14 protein-coding genes and 1 pseudogene are annotated in these 22,018 nt (G+C 62.4%); 8 read left to right on the top strand and 7 right to left on the bottom strand.

Going from position 1 to position 22,018, the window contains the following annotated elements; genetic code table 11:
- Positions 1-36: 36 nt before the first annotated feature.
- Positions 37-2,991: a TonB-dependent receptor gene (locus Y88_RS00190; protein WP_232280858.1), complete on the top strand. Its 2,955-nt coding sequence runs from the start codon at positions 37-39 to the stop codon at positions 2,989-2,991.
- A gap of 53 nt (positions 2,992-3,044) precedes the next feature.
- Here the strand turns inward: Y88_RS00190 and Y88_RS00185 are convergent, their stop codons facing one another.
- Positions 3,045-4,040, bottom strand: coding sequence for a cupin-like domain-containing protein (locus tag Y88_RS00185; protein WP_008065047.1), 996 nt, complete (start codon positions 4,038-4,040; stop codon positions 3,045-3,047).
- 61 nt (positions 4,041-4,101) lie between these two features.
- On the opposite strand from Y88_RS00185, the gene Y88_RS00180 reads away from it, so the two are divergent.
- From Y88_RS00180 to Y88_RS00170, 3 genes are all read left to right on the top strand, one after another.
- The gene (locus tag Y88_RS00180; protein WP_008065048.1) at positions 4,102-4,824 is read left to right on the top strand and encodes a SapC family protein; all 723 of its coding nucleotides are present in this window, start codon (positions 4,102-4,104) and stop codon (positions 4,822-4,824) included.
- Positions 4,814-6,382 (top strand): tryptophan halogenase family protein, encoded by a 1,569-nt coding sequence (locus tag Y88_RS00175; RefSeq protein ID WP_018076045.1) that lies wholly within the window; start codon positions 4,814-4,816, stop codon positions 6,380-6,382. The genes Y88_RS00180 and Y88_RS00175 overlap by 11 nt, the downstream gene beginning before the upstream one ends.
- Before the next feature lie 85 nt (positions 6,383-6,467).
- Positions 6,468-7,898, top strand: coding sequence for a sugar MFS transporter (locus Y88_RS00170; RefSeq protein ID WP_008065050.1), 1,431 nt, complete (start codon positions 6,468-6,470; stop codon positions 7,896-7,898).
- A gap of 9 nt (positions 7,899-7,907) precedes the next feature.
- Here the strand turns inward: Y88_RS00170 and Y88_RS19685 are convergent.
- The 6 genes and pseudogenes from Y88_RS19685 to Y88_RS00145 form a co-directional block, all read right to left on the bottom strand.
- Positions 7,908-8,375 (bottom strand): annotated as a pseudogene (locus tag Y88_RS19685) (ATP-binding cassette domain-containing protein); the annotation flags it as partial.
- Positions 8,365-9,048, bottom strand: coding sequence for a molybdate ABC transporter permease subunit (modB, locus tag Y88_RS00165; RefSeq protein ID WP_026167053.1), 684 nt, complete (start codon positions 9,046-9,048; stop codon positions 8,365-8,367). The gene modB and the pseudogene Y88_RS19685, both read right to left, overlap by 11 nt.
- A 26-nt stretch (positions 9,049-9,074) precedes the next feature.
- Positions 9,075-9,851, bottom strand: a complete 777-nt coding sequence (gene modA, locus Y88_RS00160; RefSeq protein ID WP_232280857.1) for a molybdate ABC transporter substrate-binding protein — start codon at positions 9,849-9,851, stop codon at positions 9,075-9,077.
- A gap of 16 nt (positions 9,852-9,867) precedes the next feature.
- Positions 9,868-12,249: a TonB-dependent receptor gene (locus Y88_RS00155; RefSeq protein WP_008065055.1), complete on the bottom strand. Its 2,382-nt coding sequence runs from the start codon at positions 12,247-12,249 to the stop codon at positions 9,868-9,870.
- Between the two features lie 303 nt (positions 12,250-12,552).
- The gene (locus Y88_RS00150) at positions 12,553-15,243 is read right to left on the bottom strand and encodes a LuxR C-terminal-related transcriptional regulator (RefSeq protein WP_232280856.1); all 2,691 of its coding nucleotides are present in this window, start codon (positions 15,241-15,243) and stop codon (positions 12,553-12,555) included.
- 105 nt (positions 15,244-15,348) lie between these two features.
- Entirely contained in the window at positions 15,349-17,337 is a 1,989-nt protein-coding gene (locus Y88_RS00145; protein WP_232280855.1) for a DUF2075 domain-containing protein, read from the bottom strand.
- 205 nt (positions 17,338-17,542) lie between these two features.
- Between Y88_RS00145 and Y88_RS00140 the strand changes: the two genes are divergently transcribed.
- The 4 genes from Y88_RS00140 (at position 17,543) to Y88_RS00125 (ending at position 21,997) form a co-directional block, all read left to right on the top strand.
- Positions 17,543-19,897, top strand: a complete 2,355-nt coding sequence (locus Y88_RS00140) for a TonB-dependent receptor plug domain-containing protein (protein ID WP_008065061.1) — start codon at positions 17,543-17,545, stop codon at positions 19,895-19,897.
- A 420-nt stretch (positions 19,898-20,317) separates the two neighbouring features.
- Entirely contained in the window at positions 20,318-21,337 is a 1,020-nt protein-coding gene (locus tag Y88_RS00135) for a fatty acid desaturase (RefSeq protein ID WP_008065063.1), read from the top strand.
- Positions 21,338-21,356: 19 nt separating this feature from the next.
- On the top strand, positions 21,357-21,809 hold the full coding sequence (locus tag Y88_RS00130; protein WP_008065065.1) for a YaiI/YqxD family protein: 453 nt from the start codon (positions 21,357-21,359) through the stop codon (positions 21,807-21,809).
- Positions 21,810-21,817: 8 nt separating this feature from the next.
- Positions 21,818-21,997, top strand: a complete 180-nt coding sequence (locus Y88_RS00125) for a hypothetical protein (protein WP_008065066.1) — start codon at positions 21,818-21,820, stop codon at positions 21,995-21,997.
- Positions 21,998-22,018 lie beyond the last annotated feature (21 nt).

Raw genomic sequence — 22,018 nt, 5'->3', positions numbered from 1 at the left:
GCGGGAAAAAGTAAAAATTCAAAGAGGAGGATGTTGATGAGGGGCAATTTCAAATCTGCCGCTTCGGTGGCCGGGATGGCCATCGCGCTGGCATATGGACCAACCGCAGCACTGGCCCAACAGGCCAGTCCGGCCACCGCTTCGCCCGAAGAAACCCATGCGCCCGAAGCTCATGCAGCCGATGCCCATGCGCCCGACGAAAGCCAGGCGATCATCGTGACGGGCCTGCGCAAATCGCTGGCCGATGCCGTAGGCATCAAGCGCAACACGCAAGGCGTCGTCGATGCGATCACCTCGGAAGATATCGGCAAGATGCCCGATACCAACCTTGCCGAATCCATCCAGCGCATTCCGGGCGTGTCGATCGACCGCGCCAACAACGAAGGTTCGCGCGTGACCGTGCGCGGCTTTGGCCCTGAATTCAACCTTGTCACGCTCAACGGTCGCTCGATGCCGGGCAGCGGCACCGGCGGCACCCGCTCGTTCGACTTTGCCAATATTTCGGCCGACGGCGTTTCGGGGATCGAGGTGTTCAAGACCGGTCGCGCCGATGTGGCATCGGGCGGCATCGGTTCGACCATCGACATCCACACCGCACGCCCGTTCGACCACAACGGCTTGCGCGCGTCGGCCCAGATCAAGGGCACCGACGATACATCGAGGTCGGGCTTTCATGTGACGCCCGAATTTTCCGGGCTGATCAGCGACACCTTTGCCGACGACCGGATCGGCGTGCTGCTCAACGGCTCCTATTCCGAACGCGACAGCCAGACCCAGTCGGCCTATACCCGCGGCTGGCTCAATCTGGGCGAGGCCGATCTCGGCAGCGCCACGATCACCAACAACAGCACCAACCCGCTGGGCCATGTCTGGGCGCCGCAGGACGCCAACTGGGCCGTGGAAAATCACCACCGCACCCGCTTCAACGGGCAGGCCGTTTTGCAGTTCAAGCCGACCGACACGATCGTCGGCACAGTCGACTACACGTATGCGCTCTACAAGGATCACGCGCTCAAGAACAGCTTCGGCGCATGGTTCGGCTATGGCGGCGCACTGACCAGCGCCACGATCGATCCCCACGGCACGATCACCAATCTGGTCGATGCGGGTTCGGACCTGTCTTACACCGGAACCGATGACAAACAGCGCAACGAGTTGAGTTCGCTGGGCGGGAATGTGAAGTGGCAGGCACTCGACAATCTCACGGTCGTTGCCGACGCTCATCATTCGGTGAATACCTCGACCGACGAGAGCCAGTTCTACATCGTCGGGCAGGATCAGAATTATTCGATCAACAAGATCTTTGATTCGACCAAGACATCGATCCCCACAACGACCTGGACATTCCAGTCGCCGCACAATGTGAACAATCTCGACACATCCCTGATCACGCCGCTGTTCGGACAGCACAATTTCAACCGCCAGCGCACCTCGATCAATGAAGCCAAGCTGGAAACCGAATGGCGCAACAGCAGTGACAGCGGGTTGCACGCGATCAAGGTGGGGGTGAATTACAAGCAGACCAAGACGGCATTTACCGTCTACAACAGCGGCAATATCTCCAACGGGTATTACGATCCCCGCCTCGACGGCGCCTTGCCGTCCTCGCTCTTTACCAAAGTCAGTTCGTCCACGCTGCTGAACGGGATGTCGGGCGGCGGCAGCGGCATTCTGGTGCCCTATTTCTACAGCTTCAATCCCTTCGCCGTTTCGCAGGCCCTGGCAGGCTTGCCCAACTACAACGGCACCGGCCCTGCGCCCGCCTATCCCTCGGGCTATGGCTATGGCGCGACCCCGGCCACGGACAATCTCATCAAGGAACGCACCTTCTCCGCCTATTTGCAGATGCAGTTCGATACCGAATTCAACGGCATGCGGTTCAAGGCACAGGCAGGCGTGCGTTATGAGCACACCAGCGTGACCTCGGCCTCGCTGCAGAACACCCCGGTGTCGGTGACATGGAACAACCCCACCGAGTTCCAGACCCAGTTCCTGCCCGGCTCACAGACTTATACGGCGGGCAGCAGCTACAACAACTTCCTGCCCGCCATCGACGCCAGCCTTCAGATCACCAGGCGCCTGACGGCGCGTGCATCCTACAGCTCAACGATCACGCGTTCGGATCTCAATTCGCTGGTGTCGACACAGGTGGTCAATGCCAACCCGCACGCGGGCAATCGCACCATTTCCTCGGGGAACCCGGCGCTTCTCCCCTATACGTCACAGAATTTCGACGTTTCTCTTGAATACTATGTGAAGAACAACAGCTATTTCTCGGTCAACTATTTCGTCAAGCAAGTCTCCAACTTCATCACCCAGACCACCAGCAACGTCACCATTCCCGGGCTGACCGATGCCTCTGCGGGCGCGATCGCCCAGAGGGCGACCGCCGAAGTTCTGGCCGCCGGACAGCAGGCAAGCCCGCAGAACATCTTTGCGCAAATGATGCTCGATACCGGCCAGCAGTCATTCGTCGGTCAACCGAACGATCCCTTGCTCACCTGGCAATTGACCAAGCCGAGCAACGGGCCGACCGTCAACATTCACGGCTTTGAATTTGCCGGACAATACGTTTTCGGCGACACCGGCTTTGGTCTTCAGGCCAACGTCTCCCTTCCGGCGGGCGGCGCGCATTACGACAACAACAACATCCTTGAACAGTTTGCCCTGCCGGGCCTGAGCAAGTCGTACAACATTGTCGGCTTCTACGAAAAGCACGGCTTCCAGACCCGCATCGCCTGGAACCATCGCGGTGCATTCCTTGCCGCGATTTCACAGCCGCTCTATGCCAACCAGCCGACCTATACCGCAGCCTATGGCCAGCTCGACGCCAGTGCGAGCTATGACATCAACAGGCACGCGACGGTGTTCGTCGATGCCGTCAACATCCTTGGCGCCTCGCAGAACCAGTATGGGCGCTACACCAACCAGTTCCTCTATGCCGCAAAGGGCTATGGCCGCTATCAGGTGGGGGTGCGCGTAAAGCTCTGAGAACCTGATCCAGGCATTCGCGAGGGGGGCGTTCACACCGTCCCCCCGCTTTTTCAGGACAATGTCTGCAAGATGAGTTCGCGCAGTTGGGCAGCACGGTTGCGGGTCAGCCTTCCCGCCACACCGCGTGCCGCATCGGGCAGATGATCGAATGCAGGACCATTGGTTTCAAACACCAGAGTGTCGAACACCACTTTCCACGCCGCACGCTGTGCCTCGGGCAAATCGCGCAAGGTCAGGAGGCCGGAAAGCAGGGCCGACATCGGTGAGCCCAGATAGGCAGGAACATCACGCCACCATGTGTTGACCATGACATTGACGCCATCGAGGGATTCCACGCCATGCCACCACAATGTCGGAATATAGATCGCGTCACCCGGCTCGAGCATGGCGACCAGACCATGGGCCTCGGCTTCGCGATAGCGGGGAAAGCGCTCGTAATCGGGCGCGCGTATATCGACCAGGCTGATCGGCTGGCCTGCCGGGGTCAGATCGAGCGGCCCCATGTAAAGATTGGGCAGTTGCTCGATGGGAAACAACGTGAACTTGCGCCGCCCCGCCACGACGCAGGCGATATTTTCGACATTGTCATAGTGGGGGGCCGTCATCGTCCGATTGCCGATCCACATGGACCGCAAAAACTGACTGGCCGGGATAAACCCGTCGAGGTGATGGCTTTGCGCAAAACCGGGAAAATACCCGTCGAGAGCGAGCGATCCGGCGAACAGTGCAGCAGGCTCAGGATTGGCCGCTTCCCGGCGCAGCCGCGCGAAAAATTCGGCCGCCGGAGTCAGTTCCTGGCGGTAATTGAAGCTGGTATAGCCCTCATCATAGAAAAAGCGGCCATGATGAACCGGGTCGCAGACAAAATGGGGGATCGGAAGGCTCGACGCTGTCAGGGCGAGATGATCGAGCAAGGCATCTTCATCAAGAGCGACAGAAGGCCACTGAGAAACAAGGCCCTTCATGATCGCGGGTTTTCCGGAGGCCTTTATTTCATTTAAGAAAATATCGGGCGTCACCGATGTGAATTGAGGAACGTTTTTCATATTGTATTCTTCTTAATTTCACAATTTATCATATGATATCTGGAGAGCGGGTCAAGCAGGCATGGTAAATTTTGTTCCCCTGAGCTTTGAAGAACACAAGCGCCTGAGGCTCGCCACCAGCTATGGCGTGGCGCTGGGCGACGGCCTTGGCATGGTGAGCGTGGTCCCCACCGAAATCCCGGCGCTGATCACCTCCTATCCCCTGTTCTTCCGCCGGTCCCCCGCAACCGGCCGCTATGAACTGGGCGCGATGCTCGGCTTCGAAGCAGAGGAAAACCTGTTTCTGAGCGATGATGGCTGGGACGCGAGCTATGTTCCGCTCACCTTGCGCCGCGCGCCCTTTGCCGTGCAGCAAAGCGCCTCCTCACCCGATCGCAACAGCCTGATGATCGATCTCGACAGCCCGCGCCTCAGCCTTGCCACAGGCGATGTCCTGTTCTTCTCCGACGGGCGCCCCTCCGAGCGCTTGCAGGCCATTGTCGATGCGCTGGAAGCCCTGGTCAAAGGCGCGGGTATCGGCCGCGATTACGTCGATGTTCTCGACGCGCTGGGCCTGATCGAACCGGTCGATGTGCGGATCGATCTGGGCAACGGCGTCACGCACAATCCGCCGGGCCTGTTCACGATCGCACAATCCCGGCTGACGGATTTGCCCGATGCCGCGCTGACCGATCTGCACCGGCGCGGCTATCTGGGCTGGGTCTATCAACAGGCCGCCTCGGTCGGTCAGATCGCCAATCTCATCCTGCGCAAGAACCGGGCGAGGGCAAGCCGTGTCGCCTGACTGCCCGCGGGCCCCTGACCTGGCGCGCGCCATCATCATCGTGGGCGGCGGGACGGCAGGTTGGCTCGCCGCCGGGCTCCTCGCTGCAAGGCTTGGGCTTGCCGCACGCGATGATCTGCAAATCACGGTCGTGGAATCGCCGCGCGTCCCCATTCTGGGCGTGGGCGAAGGCACATGGCCGACGTTCCGCCAAAGCCTGAAAGCGATGGGGATAGGCGAAGCCGATTTCCTTGCCGCCTGCGACGCCACGTTCAAGCAGGGATCGCAATTCGTCGGCTGGAACCAGAGCCCGGTTCCCGGCGGACACAGCTATATCCACCCCTTCACCCCACCCCACCGCTTCGGCGAACTCGATCTGGCCTCGGCATGGCTGGCGGAGCCCACCACGGGTTTCGACGAGGCGGTATGCTTTCAGACTGTCCTGTGCCGGGCCGGATTGGCCCCCAAGTTGCGCAACAGCCCGGACTACGAAGGCATCGGCAATTACGCCTATCACTTCGACGCGGGCAAAGTGGCCGCCTTCCTCAAAGATCACTGCATCGCCCATCTCGGCGTCAAGCATGTCGCGGACGATGTGCTCGACTGCGTGACAGACAGGGGCGACGACGGGGAGGGCGATGGCGCGATCACCGCCTTGCGCACTGCCCGTCACGGCGATCTGCCGGGTGATCTCTTCATCGATTGCAGCGGTCAGCACGGCGTGCTGATGGACCGGGTCTACAAGGCGCGGATGGTCGATTGCCGGGATATCCTGCTGGTCGATACTGCCCTCGCCATTCCCGTCCCCTATCCGCAAGCCGACAGCCCCATCGCGTCGGTCACGCTGGCCACAGCGCAAAGTGCGGGATGGATCTGGGACATCGGCCTCAAGACAAGGCGCGGAACAGGCTATGTCTATTCCAGCCGCCATGTCTCGCATGATGAGGCTCGGCACACGCTGGACCGCTATGTCCGAACCATTTCGGGAAAACCGATGCAGGACGAACCGCGCCGCATCGCCATCAATTCGGGGTATCGAGAGCGCTTCTGGATCGCCAATTGCGTGGCAATCGGGGTGTCCGCCGGCTTTATCGAACCGCTGGAAGCCTCAAGCATCGCGATGATTGAGATCTCGGCCAATCATCTGGCCGAGCATCTGACATTCGACCGCAAAGTCATGGCGATCGAAGCGGGTCGGTTCAATCGCAAGATGGACCAACTCTGGCACGATGTGATTGATTTCCTGAAACTGCATTACGTCCTCAGCGATCGCACAGAGCCGTTCTGGCTGGATAATCGGGCCCCCTGCTCGATCCCCTCCTCCCTGCGCGACAACCTGCGTATCTGGCAGAACCGTCCGCCGATCGAGGGCGATTTCGTCCACACCTGCCAATTGTTCGGTCCGGCAAGCTATCAATACATCCTTTACGGCATGCACCGGGCGGGGGCCGTGAAAGGCGACGCTTCATGCAAGCCCCGCAACGAGAGAGCGAATAACCATATTGGCGAAGTAAGAGCTCTGACTGCAAAGCTCAGCCGCGTTCTGGGGCCAAACCGGGATTTTGCCGTCGGAATCTGACTTTCGAAATTCGCAGGCGGGCGAGTTTTTGAAAGCGCCCCCACTTCCCAATCCCACGTCCAATTCGCAACAGGAGCGTGCATAGATGGCCCTCATTCCTTCAGGAACCACCGGCACCGATACGACCACCGACAGCAATGCCGGGATCAATGCTCCGCATCTGCAATGGTTCGTGATGGGGCTATTCTTTTGCTTCGGAGGGATCACCAGCCTCAACGATGTGATCATTCCGAAACTGAAAGAACTTTTCACTCTCAATTATACGCAGGCAATGCTTGTCCAGTTCTGTTTTTTCACCGCCTATGCACTCATCGGCATTCCCGGCGCCCGGCTGGTCAAGAAAATCGGCTATATGCGCGGCGCGGTGGTCGGACTTCTGACAATGATGGCGGGGTGCCTGCTGTTTATCCCGGCCAGCCGGACCGCGACTTATGCCCTGTTCCTGACCGCGCTTTTCGTCCTGGCAAGCGGCGTCGTGATTGTTCAGGTCGTGGCCAATCCGCTCATCTCGCTGCTGGGCGCCCCCCGGACCGCGCATAGCCGCCTGACGTTTGCGCAAGGCTTCAACTCGCTGGGCACCACGATCTTTCCCTATTTCGGGGCAATCCTCATTCTGGGCGGGCTCCGGCGGATCGACGTCGCCGCACTGTCGGGCGCGCAACTAGACGCCTATCGCACCTCGGAAAGCCAGGCGATTGTCCAGGGCTATCTCGCCCTTGCCGTGGCCCTTGGCGTGGTCGCGGCGGCGGTATGGCATTTCCGCAATGCATTACGGGACGAAAGCCACGAGCAAAGCAGCATCCTGACGGGCCTGAAACTGCTGAGGCGCCCGCGTTTTGGTTTCGGCGCGCTTTGTATCTTCCTTTATGTCGGAGCCGAGGTTTCCATCGGCTCCCTGATCGTCAACTATCTCCGGCAACCCTCGGTACTCGGACTGACTCAGGAAGCCGCAGGCAGGATGATCGGTCTTTATTGGGCCGGAGCCATGACGGGCCGCTTTATCGGCTCGGCCGTGCTGCGTGTCGTCAACCCGGGCAAAGTTCTGGCAGGCGTTGCTCTGGGCGCGCTGATCCTGCTGGCCCTTTCGACCCACATGACCGGCCCGATGGGCGGCTATAGCCTGCTGGCGATCGGCCTGATGAACTCGGTCATGTTCCCGACGATCTTCTCGCTGGCCTGCGAGAAGCTTGGCCCGCACGCTGCGGATGGTTCGGGCATTCTGAATGTCGCGATCTCCGGTGGCGCCGTGGTTCCGCTGCTCACCGGCGCGATTGCGGACACGACCGGCAGCCTCGCCACGGCATTGATCGTGCCCGCCTTGTGCTATGGCATGATCGCGGCGTTTGGTGTCTATGCAAGGCGGCCTTGCCTACCCCAGAGTCACGACCTGTTGCGCCAGCCGTTCGACTTCGCTGCGCTGGTGACTGACATAGAGGATGGGGATGGCCAGATCATCGCGGATGCGTTCGATCAGGGTCATGATCTCGCCCCGGCGCGCGGGGTCCAGCGAGGATAGCGGTTCGTCCATCAGGAAAAACCGCGCCCCCGACAGGAGCGCGCGGCCGATGGCGACCCGTTGGGCTTCGCCGCCCGACAGGCCGCGCACGCGCCGGTTCAGCAAGTGGCCGATGCCCAGAAAGGCGCAGGCTTCGTCCGGGGTGATCCGCCGCTCCTCGCGCCGGGCAAGGCGCCAGCCATAAAGCAGGTTTGCCTCCACCCCCATATGGGGAAACAGGCGATGGTCCTGAAACACATAGCCGCAGGCACGCCGCTCGGGGGGCAGGTCGATCCCCGCCGCGCTGTCGAAGAGAACGCGTCCGCCCACGACAATGCGCCCCGCGCCCGGCCGGACGAGCCCCGCCACCATGTCGAGCACGGTCGTCTTGCCCGCGCCCGAAGGCCCGAGCAGCGCGGTCACGCCTTGCGCCCCGGCAAAGCGCGCGGCGATCGTGCGCCCGCCCCGGTCCAGGGTAACGTCGACGTCAAATCCCATCGGCATTCCCCATCCGGCGGGCAAGGATTTCGGAAAGGGCCAGCGCGACCAGCGACAAGACCACCGACACGACGGCAAGGCGCGTGACCGTGTCCTCTGCGCCCGGCAATTGCAGCGCGGCATAGATCGCCAGCGGTAATGTCTGGGTCTCGCCCGGAATATTCGAGACGAACGTGATGGTAGCGCCGAATTCCCCCAGGCTGCGCGCGAAGCCGAGCACCAGTCCGGCAAGGATGCCGGGCATCACCATCGGCAGCGTGATCCCGAAAAAGACCCGCAGGCGCGAGGCCCCCAGCGTCCGCGCCGCACTTTCGAAACGGCGGTCCACCGCCGCGATCGACAGCCGCATGGCCCGCACCATCAGGGGAAAAGCCATGATCGCGCTGGCAAGCGCCGCCCCGGTCCAGCGGAACATCACCGAAATGCCCCATTCCTGCAACCAGCGCCCGACCACCCCCTGCCCGCCAAAGACCAGCAGCAAGAGCCAGCCCATGACCACCGGCGGCAGGACCAGCGGCAAGTGAACGAGCGCGTCGAGCACGATCCAGCCCACGAACCGCCCGCGCGCGAGCACCCAGGCGACGGCAAAGGCAAAGGGCAGCACGCCCAGGATCGCGACCGCGCTGACTTTCATCGAGAGCGCGACGATGTCCCATTCCTCGACCGTCAGCATCGGCGCCTCCTTCATGGGTGAGAAGATCAGTTGCGCGCGGGGCCGAACCCGAAACCGGCGAAAATCCGTTGCCCTTCGCCCGACAACAGGAAACGGCGAAACCCCTCGGCATCGGGGCTTGTCGAGGTGACGAGGGTCGCTGCGGGATAGACGATCGGGCTGTGCGTTCCTTCTGGAAAGACGCCCACCACACGCACTCGGGGCTCGACCGCCGCGTCGGTTGCAAAGACGATGCCGAGCGGGGCATCCCCCCGCGCGACAAGGGCCAGCGCAACCCGCACGGTTTCGACGCCCGCCAGCCGCCCGGCGACTTGCGGCCAGACCTTGAGCGTGGTCAGCGCCTCTTTCGCATAGTCGCCGACCGGGACCGCGCCGACTTGTCCGGTGGCCAGCCGCCCGTCGGGGCCGAGGGCTTGTGCCAGCGGAAAGCCCGGCGCGATGGTCAGGCGCACGCGACTGCCGACCGGTGCGATCAGGACCAGCCGGTTGCTCGCGATCACTGCGCGCGTTGCAGGACGAATGCGCCCCGCCCGCGCGACCGCGTCCATCCACGGATTGTCCGCCGCGACGAAAAGATCGGCGGGCGCGCCGTTCATGACCTGCCGCGCGAGTGCCGAGGACGAGGCGAACGAAAGCACCGGATGGGGATGCCCCTTGCCCGCCCAGACATCGGCAGCCCGGCTCAGGGATTCCCGCAAACTGCCCGCCGCCAGCACGACTGGAGCGCCTCCCGCGAGGGCGGGCCCGCCTCCCAACAGAACGAGAGCAAGCGACAGCAAGCCGAGCAAACGGCGAAGGGTCATGCGGACCTCCATCGGATCAGACATGGAAGCGCAGGGTAAAGCCGAACATGCGCGGATCGCTCGGCGTGCCGACGATAAGTCCGCTGTTGCCCGCCTGAACCGTCACGTTCTGGAGATAGTTGACGTTGAACACGTTGCGCACGAACAGCGCCGCTTCCCAGCCTTGGCTTCCCCGGAACCCGATGGTGGCATTGACCAGCGTATAGCCGTTGATCTTGGTATAGGCGCTGTCAGTCGCGTCGCCATAGATCGAGGTCCGCGCACTGACATCGGCGCGCAGGAACACTTCGCCCTTGCCCAGCGGTTGCCAGCCTTCGCCCCCGATCGTGCCGGTCCAGTGCGGCAGGCCAGGCAACCCCTTGCCCGACAAGTCGCATTGCGCGGTCGACGATCCGGTCAGTTCGATCGGACAGGGGCCGTTGGCATAGGAAATGTAGCGCCCGTCGGCATAGGCGCCGCTGGCCCGCAACGAGATATAGCGGCCGATCTGGGCCGTGCCGTCGAATTCGATCCCGCGCACCCGCACGCGGGGAATGTTGGCCAGATAGGACCGCAGCGCGACGACGGCGGCATTGTCGACCACGTTCGCCTGAAAATCGCGGACGCGGGTGATATAGCCGGTAAGATTGGCAACGACCGCTCCGTTGAGCCAGCGGGTCTTGATCCCCGCCTCGATCGTGGTGTTGTGCTCGGGCCGGACGGTCACGGTCGACAGGATCGGATCGCCGCTCGCATGGCCGGAAACGCCCGAAGGATAGACCGGCAGGCCCGACATGTTGATCCCGCCCGATTTCTGGGACCGGGCATAGCTCGCATAGATCATGACCGGATCGACCGGCGTCCAGGCCAGATTGACCCGGCCCGACGCGCTGCCGTCGCTGACGCGCCCGGTATAGCTTTGCGCGCGCAGGATCGAGGCCTTGTCGCTGATCTGGCTGGTGGTCAATCCGGTGGTGAGGCCGCCCGACGTCTGCACGTCATAGGAACCGTCCTTGACTTCGTAGGTATAGCGGATGCCCCCCGTCAGCGCGAGGCGAGAGGTCAGGTGCCCGGTCACTTCGCCGAAAACACCGAGGCTGTCGGTGGTGAAATCGGTCGTCCCGCTCGACTGATACCCGTCGAGCAGGTTCGACGGACGCCCCGCAGGAAGCAGCCAATAGGTCGCGAGCGGGCCATAGATGCTGATCGGGTGGCCGACGATTTTCTGGCGGAAGTAATAGAACCCGCCGACGTAATCGACGATGTGGCCAACCGACCCTGCCGCGCGCAGTTCCTGGCTGAACTGGTCCTGTCGCGAAGGGATATGCTGCACCTCCTGTATGGCAAGGCCGGTATAGTCGCGGTCGTTGGCCGCGTCCCAGTTCCAGAACCGCCAGGCCGAAACCGACGTCAGCGTCACTGCCGCCAGTTTCCATTCGGCAATCGCGGAAACCCCGCCTTCGTTGGTATTGACCCCCAACGCCGCGTCGATGTCGGTCAGCCGGTCATAGGGATTGGTGCTGGGCGGACTATAGCCCACCCCGGCGGCAAGGGCGGCATATTGCTGGGCTGCGGATTTCAATGTGGGGGCAACCCCGACATAGACCTGCGTACAGCAATTGTTGTTGAAATCGCTCCAGTCGCCGATGATCCGCAGCGAGAACGTCTTGGTCGGCTGATACAGCAATTGCCCGCGCACGGCGTCGCTGTGCACGTTGTTGACCCATTGCTGCGTCTTGACGTTGTAGATCACCCCGTCGCGGCGAGTGGCGAGGCCCGACAGGCGAAAGGCGAGAACGTCGCTGACCAAGGGACCGGTAATCGCGGCCTTGGCCTGCCAGTAATTCTGGTTGCCGACCGAAAATTCGCCGTCCGCCCCATATTTGAATTCCGGCGCCTTGGTGGTGATGTTGATTGCGCCCGCAGTCGTGTTCTTGCCGAACAGCGTGCCTTGCGGACCGCGCAGCACTTCGACTTGTTCCAGATCGGTGAAATCGAACGCGGCCGTTGCCGGGCGCGCGTGATAGACCTGATCCACATAGAACCCGACGCCCGGTTCCAGCCCGTCGTTGGCCTGGCTGATCGCGACGACACTGCTGCCCAGCCCGCGAATGGTAAAAGCGGTATTGCGCGGATTGGGCGAGGAATAGTTGAGCGAGGGGACCAGTTGCATCAACTGATTGACGTTGACGGTATAAGTCCGGGTGAGAAGGTCAGCGCCCAGCGCATTGAGCGCGGCGGGAACCTGATGCTCATCCTCCACCCGGCGGCGCGCGGTGACGTAAATGGGTGCTTGGGCGGCGGCCCCTTCACCCGGTTCGGGCGCAGGTGTGGGCGCCGGTTCTGCGGCAAAGGCCATGCCTCCTCCCGCCAGACAGGCGAGCACCAAGATCGAGTTCGACGCGCGGAAAACCGTCATGCAGCCTCCTCTTTTTTCCATCCCTGTTCTGGAAACGCGCCCTTCCCCTGCGCCGAACCCCCGTCCGACGCAGCGCACCATCTCTCTCTTCTTGATAAAGTGGCCCCGCGCTTGCGGCAGGGGTCATTCAGTTGATCGTATTGGAAAACTCAGCACGAACCGTGCCAAACCCGGGCCACCCCATACTTGCCGCGCCGCAGCACGGCAAAGCACCGGACAACCGCCCCGCGATTGCCCGGTTCCCGACAAAACCTGTCACAAACCGGACAGAAATTGGCAGGAACCCGCCAGAATTCCGCGCAATCAGCGCGGCGGCGTGCCCAGCGATGCGAACCGCGACTGGACATGAGCGCGACGATCCACGCCCAGTTTGGCGAAGATGTTGCGCAAATGGAATTTGACCGTGTGTTCGGTCATGCCCAGCGAGCGGGCGATTTCCTTGTTCGTCCGGCCCATCCCGACATGCAGCGCGACTTGCTGTTCGCGGCTGCTGAGCCGCGCCGCGCTGTCCTCGTCGTGCGGGCGCGCTGGTGAGGCCGCAACCGGCGCAGGCAGAACCTCCGCACTGCCGGGGACCAGCCGTTGCAATTCGGGCGGCAGAGGCCCCACCTGCAGGAACGGCAGACCGATCTGCGCCTGACGGGCAAGGTCGCGGGCCATGACGAAATCGCGTTCCGCCCCCGCCCCCTGCCCCGTGCGGGAGCGGACCAGCGCCCGCAGGACCAGCGCGCGGACGGCAAAGATCTCTGCCCCCGTCGCATGCGCGCATTCGATCAGGTCGCTCGCCACCGCTTCGGCCCGGGCCGGGTCGTGATCGACAAGATGAAGGACAAGCGCCAGCCCCGCTTCCTGATAAGGGCGCCAGACCGCGCTGTCGGTGCGCCAGCGCCCCGGCGGCACCACATCGAGCAAGTATCGGGCGAGCCGATGCGCCTCGGCATCGTCCCCGACCATCTGCGCCAGCAAGAGCCGCTGGGCCGCGATCAGGTGTTGCAGCCGCCGGTGGGGACGCGCCTCATGCAAGGCCAGCGCGTCGTCGAGCGCGGCTTCCATCGCCGGGACATCTCCGCGCAACCGGGCGGCATGAAACCGCGTGTCGAGCCCCGCCGCGTGGATTTCGAACCAGCCGTCATAATCGCGCACATGGCGGAACGCGTCGGTCGAAACCGGGTCATCGGCATTCCCGACCCCATTCTGCCAGAAATGGAGATAGCCCCAGAGCACGTCGGCCAGTGAGCGCAGGCCGCTGTCCTCGCCGAAATTGGTCTCCGCCATTTGCCGCGCGCGCCGCAGGTAATCGGACGATGCGGCGGTATCGCCCCGATAGAGCGCCGCGATCCCGGCATGGAGATAGGAATAGTTGAGCCCGAGGATGGACGCGGCGCGGCGCATCGACACCATCGACTGCCCCGCAAGGCTTTCGGCGCGGACGATGTCCCCCGCCGCCAGCGCCGACAGTGCCTGCGTGCATTCGATCACTCCGCGCACCAGCGGCTGATCCTCGGGCACTTCGGACCGCACCGCCTCGTAATGGTCGAGGTGGCCGGTCGAGAGGACATTGTCCTCATAGGAATGGAGCAGCGCGGTGACGCAAAAGGCATCGCATTCGGCAATGTCGGGCGCAGTCCAGTCGCGCGGGCTGTCGAGACCGGGCGGCAACATGTCGAGCGCCTGCCGCGCGCCGGGAAGGTCGCCGTTCTTGATGCGCAGATAGGCGTCGGCAACGACCACGCGCGGATAAGGCCCGCGTTCGACCGGGGGCATGTGATGAAGCGCGACGATCAGATCATCGCGACGACCGTAAAGGATCATCTGCCAGCCGCCCGCCTGCTCGATCAGCATGGCGCAACGCCCGAAATCGCCCGCCTTTGCCGCGTGCCGCACGGCTTCGGAAAAACGCCCGCGCGCCTCGAATGCGCGCGAGGCCTGCGCATGAAGCCCCGCGACCCGCGCGCCATGGCGCCGAGCGAGCGTCGCGCGCAGGTAATCGGCGAAAAGGTGGTGATAGCGATACCACGTCCCCTCGCCCTCGACCGGAATGATCAGCGATTGCAGGGGTTCGAGCCGGTCCATCATGTCCCAGCTGTCCTCGCGCCCGCGCACTGCATCGGCAAGATCGACCGAAAACCGTTCGAGGATCGCGGTTTCGAGCAGGAAATCGACGAGATCGGGTGGCAAAGTGCCCAGCACCTGATCGGCCAGATAGCTCGACAAGTGCCCGCCGCGCCGGATCAGCTCGCCCAGCGCCGTCGACAGGTTCGCCTGATCACGCAGCACCAGCCGCGCCAGTTGCAGCGCGACCGGCCACCCTTCGGTCTGTTCGACGAGGGTGTCGATCTCGCTCTCGGCCAGATCGAGGCTCAACAATTCGCGCGATTCCCGCACGGTCAGGCGCATGTGATCGGCGCTCAATTCGCTGGCCAGCCCCGCCACGATCAAGCGCGGCACGCCGATATTGGGTCTTTGCCGTGAGCTCAGGATGATATGCGCCGTCCCCGGCAGACGACGGACGAGATCCTGCACCAGCCCGTCGAGTTCGGGACAGGCGCAGCGGTGATAATCGTCGAGGATGAGATAGGCGGTACGGTCGTGCGCGGCAAAAGCCTGGACAATCTGGCGCACCATCATGTCGATGCCGGTTTCGGCAAAACCGCGTTCGACATGGGCGTCGAACCCCTGAAGATCGATCCCCGCCGCCCGCATGGCAAGCAGGATGCCGGTCAGGAAATGGCGCGGTTCGGCATCTTCTTCATCCAGCGTGAGCCAGGCGCAGGTCGCCCCTAACCCGCCCACATCGCCCCCGACCGCATCGACCCATTGCGCCAGCAGCGTGCTTTTGCCGAACCCCGCCGGCGCGATCAGCAAAGCCAGGCGCGCCGAAGCCAGCACCCGCAAGGTTTCGATCAAGCGAGGCCGTTCGACCAGTGCAATCCGCTGTCGCGGCACTTCGAATTTGAATTGCAGGGCCGGGCCGGACCCGGAGGAACCTCTCAAAGCATCTCCCTTTCGCCACCGCGCGAGGTGATGCCACCCTCCCCGTTTTGTCAAGAGACGCCGCCCCAACAGCGCCCAGCCATGATGGCAGGCGCCGTGCCTCGATCATGCGATCAAGGGCACGAATCCGCATTCGATCAAAAAGGCATAAATGTCGTTGTAAACGCCAGGAACTCGGGTCCCGTCTTCATCCGATCCCTCTGGCACGAATACGACCACCCCCTGGCGCGCCCGTGTGAGCAAAACACGATAGGCATTGGCGACGTAGGTTTTGCGCGCCTCGTCGTTGACTGCCTGCCAACGTGTGCCTTTGAATTGCAAAGCCTGCCACGCACCATCAGTACGCCGGAAATTGGCATCCCAGCACACACAGGCCCAATCCAGCTCCAGTCCTTGCACATCAAACTCGGTCCCGGCGTCTTCCAACGCGTCCGATGATCGCACATCATCGCATGGTGCGAGGAACCACTTGGCCGGCTCAATCTTGGCTTTTACAAACACGCCATGGGGTTTGAGCCGAGCCGCATTGGACGATGCGAGCAGCCCCGCCCGTTCGGCCCCGCGACGCTTGGATCGAAGCCAGCGACGCCCCTGTTCAAGGTTGCGTGTAATATAGAGCGGAAAGTCGGTGAGTGCGTCCCTGACTTGCCGCGCGGCGATGACGTCCCCGGCGATCACGTGACCGATAAAATCGGACAGACGCTCTGCACGAAACGAGCGCAGCGAAGTCGCCAGATGCAGCGCTGGCGCCGTCACTTCGTCGGCCAAGTGACACGAATGCGCCAAGCCTTGGGGAATATGCGCCTGCCAATGCGGAAAGCTCCGCTCCAAAGCGCGCAGCCATTCCTCAATGCCTGCCTCGCCAGTGTTGATCTCCTGCCCACCGCCCACCAGACAGATGATCGCACACCAATCCTCATGGCGATCCATCACGGAAAGCAGGAACTCGGGCTCGGACATCGAAAAGCCGACCTGCCCCTTTTTCTGCTGCATGAATTTCGACGTCTGCTCGACGTCCCAGGCGCGCTGGGCTTCGTCAAACACAGCGACTTTTTCGACCGGAGCCTCCCGCGTGGCGAGCGCATCATCGCGAAAGTGATGGATATTTTGAATGAAGGCCGCGGCCCGGCGATCTTCCTCAACCTTTGAAACGCTGGCACCCATTTCGCGCGCTTTTGCCACGGCATCCAGAGCCAAAGCCTCGCGCAAGACATCGACCAACGGCCCGTTGCCAGAGAGAAAAACCGCGTGTTCATCACGATGAAGCCGCTTTCGCGCTGTAGCGAGATTGAGCCCGGCGAGCGTCTTGCCCGAGCCTGGCACACCGGTGATAAAACAAATGATCTTGCGCCCGTCGCGCTTGGCCGCCTCGATCGCACCGGCAACGTAATCGGCCGTATGCGTCAGGTTTTCCGCCCCGGCCTCTGATCGCGAAATTTCCTCGACCGCATGACGGCGATAAAGCGCCTGGGCTGCCTCCACGATTGTAGGCGTGGGCCGATACCGTCCCGCCGCCCAAGCATCGGCATCAATGGCCGCCCCGCCATAAGCCCCACAGATATGACGAATGGTCGGCAAGAGCCCCGCGGCATTGACCCCGAGCGGACGGGCCAAGCCATCGGCATCCCACTGGATCGGCCGTTCATCCACCCCCGCTGCCTCGGTGGCAACCAGGATCGGTACAATGGTCCGGCCATGACTGGTTTCGTGAAAATGCTTGAGGTCCAAGCCATAGCCATAAACCTGATCAAGGCCGGAGCGATCATAGTGCCGCGCGCCCAGCTTGTATTCGACGACGAAGACAATCCCATCAACCAAGAGGATCAAATCCGCCCGCCGCCCCATCCGCGGGATCAGAAACTCCATGAATGCATGAGCCCCGGGCAATTCCCACGCCAGTTCTCGCAAATGATGAATTTGATATTCCCACGCAGTCCGCTGCGCCGGTTCTAACGCATACGACAAGCGAGACGCCAACTGGCCAAAAAGTTCTGCATCCGTCCGACCGGCAAGGTCCTCAGTTGGCAAAGACAAATAAGCGCGGTTCATCATGTCCACTTGGACCCGGAACGGCAGGGTCGCAAGGGATAGCATCTCACCAATACCGATCGCCCAAAAGTGCGGGAAGGGAAGCGGCGCCCACGCCCCATTAGGCGGCCTTGGCGCAGGCAAAGGAAAATTGAGGTGAAAATGTCCACCGGATTAATAGAGGTTCCGGTTCGGGGTGGAAAGCAGTCCGAAAAACACGTATTCATCTGACTTAAAAGGAAATTATATGCCTCCTCACCGCAGAGGGCTGATGCTGGCCGCCTCCTTCCTGGCGATGGCACACGGTGGGGCCGTGATGGCGCAGGAGCCTGCGACCTCCGGTCCGGCGGATCAGACAGGGCAGGCGAGCGACATTATCGTCACCGGGACGCGCAGTGCGAACCAGACTGCGGCCAAGAGCCTCAGCCCGATCACCGTGATCAGCGCGTCCGAGTTGCGCCAGACCGGTCAAGGCGATTTGCGGGATGCGCTGGTGCAACTGACGCCCTCGCTGTCGCGACAGGTGATGGGGCTCGATCAGGGTTCGCTGACGGACGCAATCAGCCTGCGTGGCCTGACGGCGGATCAGACGCTGGTGCTCGTCAACGGACGGCGGCGGCATACGACGGCGGCATTGAACTTCGACCCCGGCCCGCAACAGGGCACGACCCCGGTCGATATCGACATGATCCCGGCCTCTGCGGTGGAACGGATCGAGGTCCTGCAGGATGGTGCGGCGGCCCAATACGGGTCCGATGCGATCGCCGGGGTGATCAATATCATCCTTAAAGGACAACACGACGGCTTTAGCGCACAGGCATTGAACGGCGGCACTTACAAGGGCGACGGCTTTACCACCAACGAGTCCGTGTCCAAGGGCTTTGACCTTGGCGGTCGCGGCTTTGTGCAAGTGAGCGCCGAAGTGCTGCATCGCAATCGCACCGACCGCAGCGGCGCCGACACGCGCACGGGCCTTTACAACAACCCCGCGATCGGTTCGCCCGAAACCACGCGCGAAAGCTTTAGCGTCAACGCCTCCTATCAACTCTCGCCGGGGGTCGAAATCTACTCGTTCGACAGCTTTGCCCATCGCGATGCCCGGCGCTGGGCCTATGTCCGCCTGCCGTCCAGCCTGCCTGCGGTCTATCCCAACGGCTATCAACCGGTCGAAACGATCGGCGAGAATGATTTCAGCGCATCGGTGGGCCTGCGCGGAGACAACCTGCTGGGCTGGCACTGGGACTTGAGCTCGACTTTCGGCGGAGACAGCGACAATCTCGGCCTTTACGACACGGCCAACACCGGCCTTTATGCAGCGACCGGATCGACCCCCACCTCGGTCAAGGTCGGCCATTACGGCAACACGCAATGGACCAGCAATCTCGACCTGCGCCGCTCGCTCGCGCTTCCCTGGCTGGCATCGCCGTTGAACGTGGCCATGGGCGCGGAATATCGCCGCGATACCTATTCAATCGATCCGGGCGAGGAAGCCTCGTATGTCTATGGCGGCACACAGGGCTATCAGGGCATTTCCCCGATCAACACGACCCGCGCCCATCGCGATGTGGCGGCCGGCTATATCGACCTGTCGGCCAAGCTCCTGCCGGGCTGGCAAGTCGACCTCGCCGGACGGTACGAACACTATTCGGATGTGGGCGATACCAAGACCGGCAAGATTTCAACGCGCTATGACGTCACCCGCTGGCTCGCCCTGCGCGGCACGGTGAGCAACGGCTTCCGCGCGCCGACGCTGGCGCAGGAACATTTCGTCAGCATCATCGCCTCGCCCACTTATGCCAATGCACAGCTGGCCGTGGATTCTGCAGGAGCGAGGGCGCTCGGGGCGTCCCCCCTCCGCCCGGAAAAATCGACCAACTACAGCGCGGGACTGGTGCTCAATCCCCTCGCCCGGCTGACGATCACCGTGGACGCCTATCTCATCTCGATCCGCGACCGGATCGTGGACGGCGGCGTCTATAACGGCCAGACCGCGCTCGATGCGCTGGCCTTGCAAGGGGTAAGCCTGCCGTCCGGGGTGACGCCCGACAGCGTCGCCGCGCAATATTTCGCCAATGGCGTCAACACCCGCACCCGCGGCCTCGACATCACCTTCCGCTACAAGACCTCGCTCGGCAGGCTGGGATCGGTGACATGGGACGCAGCCGCCAACCTCAATCACACGACGGTGACCCATGTCGGCACGGACCAGAACGGCAACCCGCTGCTCAATGCGCAGGGGATCGCCTATCTCTCCTCGGCCTATCCCGCGTCCAAGATCATCTTTGGCGGACACTGGACGCAAAAACGCTGGGACGTGACCGCGCATGAAATCCGCTATGGCCACACCGCGTCACAGCTCGAATATTACAGCGGCCCCAACGCGTTTTCGAACACGACCTTCCTGCCATTCGTGAACCAGCCGCGCTGGGTCACCAATCTCGAAATCGGCTATCGCGTGAACGATACGCTGCACGTGGCGCTGGGGGCGAACAACCTGTTCGATGCCTATCCCTCGCGCATTCCAGCCGAAACATCCTATCTCGGTGCGGCGCGCTATGACACGGCCAGCCAGCAACTGGGCCAGGACGGGGGGTTCTACTATCTCCGCCTGAATCTCAATATTTAAACACGATTTCCGATACCCCCTTCCCGTTGCCCCGGAGCAACGGGAAGGACCCCTGCCGCCTTTTTGAGATGTCGCGAAAAAAGGCGAATGGCCGATCAGACACTTAGGCCGCCTCGGCAGTGCCCGATGCGACGAACCGCACATTTTGCGGTTGGCTTTTCGCGGTCCATTCGGCTAGTCGACCAAGGTCTGAGGCAATGACAGTGTAGCCACGCACCTTGGGTGCGGCCCTATCCTTCCGTTCCAGCAGAACAAGAAATGTAATCCCGGCATTTACCGTCGGGGTTTGTGCGGCACAGCAAGGATTAAGAGCAGGTGATGGTGGCGTCCCGATCGAATGAAGCACTCTGCGAGCCTGTAGTTGATCAATCGATTGCGGCGAATGCAAATGAACCTTGCGCAAATGGATCGACCGAAGCGTTGGGACGCATTCTGGCGCGGCGGTTCAAATCCTGTGGCCCGGAGTGGAAGCGCAGCGCGCTGCAATTGACGACGACCGCAACCTTGTTCTTCGCCTCGCTTGCCGTGATGGGCATGATTTCGCAGTTCAGCTATGGACTGACGCTTCTGCTCGCGATCCCGACAGCCGGGCTGCTGGTGCGCCTTTTCATCATTCAACATGATTGCGGGCACGGCTCCTTCTTCAAGTCGCGGGCCGCCAACGATGCGCTGGGCCGCGCGATTTCCACGCTCACGCTCACGCCTTATGGCCATTGGCGACAGGGTCATGCGATCCATCATGCCAGCAGCGGCAATCTCGACCGTCGCGGACGGGGCGATGTCGACATGCTGACGGTCGCGGAATACGAGGCCCTCTCGCCGCTCGGGAAATTCGGCTACCGCCTCTATCGCAATCCGTTCGTCATGGTCATGATCGGCGCGCCGCTCAATTTCATCGTGCTTCAGCGGATCCCGCGGGGACAGTCGTTCCGAAACCGCGATTCCCGCAATAGCATGATGGCCCTGAACCTCGCCCTCGTCGTGGTTTTCGGCGTGCCCATGGCGGTGTTCGGTGTTGCGCCGGTGCTCATGACCTATCTGCCGGTGATGGTGATCGCCTCGTGGATCGGAAACTGGCTGTTCTATGTCCAGCACCAGTTCGAGGATCCCTATTGGGAACGGGACGGCGACTGGAATTTCCACACGGCGGCGCTGCGCGGCAGTTCCTATTTCGACCTTCCCCCGATCCTCCAGTGGTTCAGCGGCAATATCGGCCTGCACCATGTGCATCACTTGTGCAGCCGCATTCCCAACTACCGCCTGCAGGACTGTGTCGACAGCGCGCCGGAACTGGAACGCATCACCAAGCGGATCACGCTGCGCGAAAGCCTGTCGTGCTGGCGCCTCGGCCTGTGGGACGAACAACGCCAGGTGATGGTGAGCTTCCGGGATTTGCAGGCGTGGGACGCAGAGGCGCTCACGAGCCTGAACCCAGCTTGAGACTTCGGAACCGGACAGCATGACCCGCATCCTTGTCGATGCCGACGCCTGCCCCGTGAAGGACGAGATATACAAGGTGGCTTTCCGTCACCTCGTGCCGGTGACGATCGTCAGCAACAGCTTCCTTCGCGTCCCCGCTCATGACTTGATCGAGCGGATCGTGGTCAGCGATGGCTTCGACGCCGCCGACGACTGGATCGCCGAACGCGCGGCACCCGACACAGTCTGCATCACCGCCGACATCCTTCTTGCCGACCGGTGCCTCAAGGCCAATGCCGTGGTGATCGCGCCCAACGGAAAGCCCTTTACCGCCAATTCGATCGGCAGCGCCATCGCCACCCGCGCGATCATGGCGGACTTGCGCGCCAACGGCGACGCCATCGGCGGCCCGCCGCCCTTTGCCAAGGCCGACCGCTCGCGCTTTCTCTCCGCACTCGATGAAGCGCTCGTGCGTTTGAAGCGTTTAGGTTAAGGCAAATAATGGCAGAAAAATTCGAACGGCATCGGCAGCCCTGGAACGCGGCGGAAATCCAGAAACTGCACACGCTGGCCAAGAAGGGCATGGCGCTGAAAGCTATCGCCAAGGCCCTGACGCGCAGCGAGGAATCCGTCAAAGATCGCGCCAAGGCCGACGGCCTCTCGATCGCGAAACTGCGATAGGCCCAACGCGGCTGAACGCAC

Source organism: Novosphingobium nitrogenifigens DSM 19370, from assembly GCF_000192575.1.
GTDB classification, from domain to species: domain Bacteria; phylum Pseudomonadota; class Alphaproteobacteria; order Sphingomonadales; family Sphingomonadaceae; genus Novosphingobium; species Novosphingobium nitrogenifigens.
The sequence above is the reverse complement of the archived record's forward strand: the minus strand, read 5'-3'. Positions and strand labels throughout refer to the sequence as shown.

What these genes read in the sequence shown, in the direction of transcription:
- Y88_RS00190 (WP_232280858.1), top strand. Translation starts at nt 37, where the DNA reads ATGAGGGGCAATTTCAAATCTGCCGCTTCGGTGGCCGGGATGGCCATC.
- Y88_RS00140 (WP_008065061.1), top strand. Translation starts at nt 17,543, where the DNA reads ATGCTGGCCGCCTCCTTCCTGGCGATGGCACACGGTGGGGCCGTGATG.
- Y88_RS00180 (WP_008065048.1), top strand. Translation starts at nt 4,102, where the DNA reads ATGGTAAATTTTGTTCCCCTGAGCTTTGAAGAACACAAGCGCCTGAGG.
- modB (WP_026167053.1), bottom strand. Translation starts at nt 9,048, where the DNA reads ATGCTGACGGTCGAGGAATGGGACATCGTCGCGCTCTCGATGAAAGTC.
- modA (WP_232280857.1), bottom strand. Translation starts at nt 9,851, where the DNA reads ATGACCCTTCGCCGTTTGCTCGGCTTGCTGTCGCTTGCTCTCGTTCTG.
- Y88_RS00130 (WP_008065065.1), top strand. Translation starts at nt 21,357, where the DNA reads ATGACCCGCATCCTTGTCGATGCCGACGCCTGCCCCGTGAAGGACGAG.
- Y88_RS00125 (WP_008065066.1), top strand. Translation starts at nt 21,818, where the DNA reads ATGGCAGAAAAATTCGAACGGCATCGGCAGCCCTGGAACGCGGCGGAA.
- Y88_RS00170 (WP_008065050.1), top strand. Translation starts at nt 6,468, where the DNA reads ATGGCCCTCATTCCTTCAGGAACCACCGGCACCGATACGACCACCGAC.
- Y88_RS00185 (WP_008065047.1), bottom strand. Translation starts at nt 4,040, where the DNA reads ATGAAAAACGTTCCTCAATTCACATCGGTGACGCCCGATATTTTCTTA.
- Y88_RS00145 (WP_232280855.1), bottom strand. Translation starts at nt 17,337, where the DNA reads ATGCTATCCCTTGCGACCCTGCCGTTCCGGGTCCAAGTGGACATGATG.
- Y88_RS00155 (WP_008065055.1), bottom strand. Translation starts at nt 12,249, where the DNA reads ATGACGGTTTTCCGCGCGTCGAACTCGATCTTGGTGCTCGCCTGTCTG.